The sequence below is a fragment of the Bradyrhizobium sp. AC87j1 genome, from assembly GCF_002936975.1.
In the GTDB taxonomy this organism is placed as follows: domain Bacteria; phylum Pseudomonadota; class Alphaproteobacteria; order Rhizobiales; family Xanthobacteraceae; genus Bradyrhizobium; species Bradyrhizobium shewense.
The window spans coordinates 1-5,141 of the sequence record NZ_PTFE01000190.1 but is presented as its reverse complement, the minus strand read 5'-3'; the positions used below and the strand labels follow the sequence as shown (position 1 = coordinate 5,141).

Here is a 5,141-nt window from a genome sequence, read left to right as displayed (position 1 = left end):
AGGAGCGTCCCGAATTCGGCAATCCCGCCGCGTTCAACAGCTCGATCCCCGAATCCTATTGGCTGTCCTTCACCGTCACCTGCCGCGATCCACTCTTCTTCGACCGGATGGAGGCGTTCTCCGGCAATCGTGCGGGCACCGGCGGCCTCGTCACGTTCAGGGATTCCAACTGGCTGATGTCGGTCGTGCTCTATCACCAGCCGCATTTCGCCGGACAGCCGAAGAATGTGCAGGTGTTCTGGGCTATGCGCTGCATCCCGACCGCGTCGGCAATTTCGTCGCGAAGCCGATGTCCGATTGCGGCGGCGCGGAGATACTGAAGGAGCTGTGTGGCCATTTGAATTTCGATGTGGGCGTGTTCAAGGACGCGATCTGCGTGCCCTGCCGCATGCCCTACATCACCAGCATGTTCATGCCGCGCAACCTGACCGACCGGCCGCTGCCGGTGCCGGTGCCGAAGAATTCGGTCAACCTCGCTTTCGTCAGCCAGTTCGTCGAAATTCCCGACGACGTCGTGTTCACCGTCGAATATTCGGTGCGTGCGGCGCAGATAGCGGTCTATCAGCTCATGAAGATCGATCGCCCGGTGCCGCCGGTGACGCGGCACGACAAGTCGCTCGCGGTGATCTTCGCGACGCTGGAGAAGGCGTTCGCGTGACGCGTTCCCTGGACGGCGTCGCCATTGCGCGACTGCAAGCGGCAGGCCGCCGTGAATAACGGCGCCCCTGACAAGACGTTTTCGGCCCCGATGCGGCCGCCATGCGCTTCGACGATGGCATGCGCGATCGAGAGGCCTATGCCCACGCATTGCGCCTTGATCGTGAAAAACGGCTCGAAGATCCGGGCCACTTTCCCCGCAAGGATGCCGTGACCTGCGTCGGTGATAGAGACAAGGGCGAGGTTGCCCTCGGCGAGACTGGTTCGCCGAGCAGGACCATGTCGCCACGCGAGTGTCTGCGGGCCGGCTCCGTGACCTGGCAAGGGTCACGCGGTGATCTACTGCAAGAGCCTCGATCTCGCCCGTTTCCTGGGATCGGACTGGAGGCGGGCGCGGTGCTGGGGGCTGATGAGAGCCATTCTGCGGCGCGAGCGCGGGTTGCTCTTCGTCGCCGAAGTCGAGGCGCGCCAGCGCATATCGGAGCTCGCCCAACCGCCACGCGACCGCGGGAGAGATGTCCGTTTCACCCGCACACGAGCTGAACCAGCCGCTCGCCGACATTCTGATCAATGCCGAACCGGCCCAGCATTCTCAGCCAACGAGCAGGGAGACGGTACCAACGCTAACAACATCATTGTGGCCAGCCAGAACGCGTTCAGCGTTCTAGCCAGGATGTAGCGTTGGTGCGGGCGCCTGCAAGCCATTCTTTTGTCGGAGTCGCGCACTACTCTTCATTTTTGAAAAATGGAGAAGTTAGGTGGCAATTGGGACAGTGAAGTGGTTCAATCCGACAAAGGGCTACGGGTTCATTCAACCGGATTCGGGCGGCAATGACGTCTTTGTCCACATCTCCGCGGTTGAGAAGGCTGGTTTTACTTCGCTCGCAGAGGGCGCAAAAGTCAGCTTCGACATCGTGAAAAATCGCGGAAAAGACTCGGCGGAAAATCTACGAATCGAGTGATGCGCCACCCATTGTGTTGCTCAACAGAAAGGCCGCAGTGGTACGCCGCTGCGGGCGGCCGAGGAGATCGATCGAAATCGGCCGATGGATAAGGCGCTGTTGTTCGCGTGGGCGTGCGCTCTAATCCTCTTGGTACTGTTCGTCGCGCTGTACCTTCCTTGGTAGTAAGTTGCCGATGGCGACTCGCCCCCGCGCTGCCTGCGAACCGAGACTGATTGCCGCGTCACCACCCTATCCTGGTAGTCGCTCTAGGGCATTCGTCCGGATGATACGTCGCCCGGTCAGCTTCTTTCGTCGCTGAGGCTGGCCGCGTAGAAGTTAGCGGTGCGTGACAAGGACAGCGCTCTACCTCCAACGCTTCGGGCGCCGAGTCACGTGGCCGCTAACGTCCCCGCTGTTTAGGTCGCGCGGCTGCCACCGTGAGCCCGGTGTGATCCTTGAGGCCATCGATTACCTTGAGCGCGGCTTCGAGTTCATCTCGAAGATGCTTCGTAATCCGCAGAATGCCGCTCGCGAGCTCCTCGTGGCTGATTTCTGCGCCGTGAGCAACTTTTTAGTTCGAGGTCGCTTATAGCTTCGTCGATCTTGCGCAGCGAGAATGTGCTAGGCATCATCCGGCTCCGTCCTGATTAAGGGTCCGGCATCCGCCGAACCACGCCGTTAAATGCGTCCGCTACACGGTTGAGTAAAGCGGGTGGCGTTGCGGGAAATTCTGTCGCCATCTCGCGTCTGAGCGCCTCGAATTCGGATAAGGTCGAAAGAGGGCAATCCGCCACCGCGTCCATTTTTGAGCAGATAACTTCAACCCGGGATCGCCAAACGGCCAGCTGTTCTTCAGTTGACTGTGGCCCGTACGTGTCTCTGCCGGTGTATGGCTTGGCCTACGGACGTAGTCCGTGAATGCTTGGATTGCCGCTACCACTTCGGTTCTAGGCACGGCGGTTAGTCCTATGAGCGGAGCCAGCTCGAACATTTGTAGGCCGAGCACTTTGATATGGCATGCACGCGGGAGCGCGGCAACCCACTGGTGCTGGTAGGTGCTTGGGAGACCCTTCGCCGATACAACTTGGTGGCCCCCCTGGGAATTTGAGCCTCTCGGGAGCGAGCGCGGTCAGCTTCTTTCGTCGCTGAGGCTGGCTGCGTAGAAGTTAGCGGTGCGTGATAGGGACAGCGCTCGTCTGCAATCGGGCGCCGAGTCACGCGGCCGCTAGCTTCACCGGCGGCGCGGGTGTGGCAGGACAGCGTCCGATTCCCGCCCAGATGACCGGCGCCGAGTCGCGCCCGTGCTGCTTACCGGTGTGAGACTGGGATCATACGGGGCACTCGGCTAGGAGCGGGAGAACATTGTCTGGTTGAATGTCGTCGGCCGTCGTCTTGATGTACTTGTGTTGTGCGTGGCCCTAACCACACCAACCCTGCGTCCATTTTCTTCGACATAGAACTCCCATTCGGCGCTCTCGATATCTCTGACAACCTCGTCGATGGATCGCTTCCACGGCTTTCCATCGGGGTTTACTCCGCCGACATGTGTTATTCTTTCGTGAGGTTTCTTTATGTCCGTCTTGTTGGCGTAACGAATGCGTGCGCGTTTGGCCATTTGAGTCTCTCCCAAATCTGCAAGCCTGAGGCGCTAGCTTAGACGGGGGCGGTCAATTCGACCGGCTACTAATTTAGGTAGGTGCTCTGCTGTATTTCTCGACAATACAAATTGGTCGCACCTTGGGACTTGGACCTCTCAGGAGCAAGGTGGCCAGCCACAGTCTTCGAGGGGGCTGGCCACCTTCGCTTGCGGCGCCACCTTACAAGGTAGCACAGGCCAACGGAATGCGCACATTCGAGCGGCACATCACGTCTCTGCGGTCGCAAGCGCTTGCGGTGCTTGCAGCCAATCAGGCCCGTGCGGCCGATCAGTCTTTGAGCCAAATAGATCGCCAAGTCGCGACGTTTAATGCCAGGGAGGCGCACGCGGTGCTGGGCATACTCGACAACTTGAAACCCAACCTCGGGCCGGAAGAGGCGAGGAAGATCACTGCGCGCATACGCACGCTTCTAGAGTGGGACGTGTGAGTGCCAACCGGTTTGGGTGCGACGCCTGTGAGACTTTCGCCAGCGAGTCGCGCCCGCGCTGCTTGCGACCGGGGACTGATCGCCAAGTCACCGCCCTGTCTTGGTAGTTGCTCTAGGGCGTTCGTCCAGAAGATAATCCCCGTCAGCTTCTTCCGCCCGCTTGAGGCTGGCCCGTGTTGAAGTTAGCGGTGCGCGGTAGGGAGAGCGCTCATCGGTCCACTTTAAAGCGCCGAGTCGCGCTGCCGCTAACTTCATTGGCAGTGCGCGCGTGGTGGGGACAGCGTCGCTCGCATTGTCGACGCCGGCACAAGCCCCAGGGAGGAAATGCAAAATCCTGAATTGGATAAAGTATGGAGGAGGGAGCGCGCCTACGCGATCCGTAAGACTCCGGTACTCCTAACGCGCGGCCGTGACGGTTAACGGCCCCGATCAGGAGACGTGGTTCGCAAGCCGATACCTTATTCGTTCGGCCTCTTCTCTCGACAGTTTCTCGGCCCAGGCGCCGTTCCTTAAAAGAGCTGGGCCTTGCGTTCTCGATCGTAAACCATCCAGCCGATGGTGCTCTGACGAACGATGAGCCTTTGTGCTGTCAATTCCAAAACGGCCTCCAATCGCAGCTAGAAAAGAATCTTTGACACGGTCAGTACGCCTAAACCGAAGCGTTGGGCTGCCGTGAGCCAGAAATCGAGCCACGACTCGATCATTATGACCGTGTAAATGTAGAGCAGCATCACGCACCGCTCAAAATCGCAGCGCGTTGCAAATCTGCCTGTGTTTCGGCGTGGGGTCTCGACCTTGATCGGCGTGGGGTCCGATCAATCAGATTCAATTGTCGCGCGGCGATCATGATGGAAGGCAGCGTCAATCAAGGTGAGAGAGTTTCGCTGGGCTTGTGACGTAGGGAGGGCGTAGCCCGACCGGAGTTACGAGGCCAGCGTCCGCGCGATCCCGAGGAGGACCGCGCCGACTGGTGATCGCGGCCGGCGGGGTTATGCAAGTGGTTCTTCCGCCAAGAGGAATCACTCGCTTGCCCGGCCGACACATCACAGATTGAGGCTCTACATGAAGTACCGTCAGACCGATAGCCCGCCAGTGGCGGCGGCCAAGGCGTCATTCAGTGCGTCGACCGCCTATCGGATCGAGAGAGACCCCCGACTTCCATCACAAAGGAAGGCTCCCCGCGGCCGGCGACGACCGGACCCGTTGAGCGACGTGTTCGAGACCGAGATCGTCCCGATCCTGAAGTCGGCACCTGGCTTACGCCCGGTAGCGGTCTTCGAGGAGATGATCGGCTCCAGGCATCAAGTGAGGAACAGCCATGGACTATGATGCGGGGATCGACGTGTCTTTGAAAGAGAGCAGCATCTGCATTGTTGACGGGACTGGCAACGTCGTCCGCGAGGTCAAGGTCGCCAGCGAGCCTGAGGTGCTTATTGGCTATTTCGACGAGTTGGA

The 5,141-nt window shown here is 59.8% G+C and carries 4 protein-coding genes and 3 pseudogenes; 5 read left to right on the top strand and 2 right to left on the bottom strand.

Annotated features, from left to right (window positions below; translation table 11 throughout):
- Positions 1 to 658 (top strand): annotated as a pseudogene (locus tag CV770_RS40390) (oleate hydratase); the annotation flags it as partial.
- On the opposite strand, the gene CV770_RS40385 reads toward CV770_RS40390, so the two are convergent.
- Positions 562 to 849 carry a hypothetical protein gene (locus CV770_RS40385; protein WP_245454015.1) on the bottom strand — a complete coding sequence of 96 codons (288 nt, stop codon included), beginning with the start codon at positions 847 to 849 and terminating at the stop codon, positions 562 to 564. The pseudogene CV770_RS40390 and the gene CV770_RS40385 overlap by 97 nt on opposite strands.
- Positions 850 to 1,415: 566 nt before the next feature.
- On the opposite strand from CV770_RS40385, the gene CV770_RS40375 reads away from it, so the two are divergent.
- Positions 1,416 to 1,619 carry a cold-shock protein gene (locus CV770_RS40375; RefSeq protein WP_104466254.1) on the top strand — a complete coding sequence of 68 codons (204 nt, stop codon included), beginning with the start codon at positions 1,416 to 1,418 and terminating at the stop codon, positions 1,617 to 1,619.
- Between the two features lie 1,327 nt (positions 1,620 to 2,946).
- On the opposite strand, the gene CV770_RS40365 is transcribed toward CV770_RS40375, so the two are convergent.
- Complete coding sequence (locus tag CV770_RS40365; RefSeq protein ID WP_245454014.1) at positions 2,947 to 3,216, bottom strand: DUF3892 domain-containing protein; 270 nt, start codon at positions 3,214 to 3,216, stop codon at positions 2,947 to 2,949.
- A 227-nt stretch (positions 3,217 to 3,443) separates the two neighbouring features.
- On the opposite strand from CV770_RS40365, the gene CV770_RS40360 reads away from it, so the two are divergent.
- From CV770_RS40360 to CV770_RS43760, 3 genes and pseudogenes are all read left to right on the top strand, one after another.
- A complete protein-coding gene (locus CV770_RS40360) occupies positions 3,444 to 3,686 on the top strand; it encodes a hypothetical protein (protein ID WP_201760258.1) in 243 nt (80 codons plus the stop codon).
- 1,062 nt (positions 3,687 to 4,748) lie between these two features.
- Positions 4,749 to 4,976, top strand: a pseudogene (locus tag CV770_RS40350) (IS21 family transposase); the annotation flags it as partial.
- A 28-nt stretch (positions 4,977 to 5,004) separates the two neighbouring features.
- Positions 5,005 to 5,141 (top strand): annotated as a pseudogene (locus CV770_RS43760) (IS110 family transposase); the annotation flags it as partial.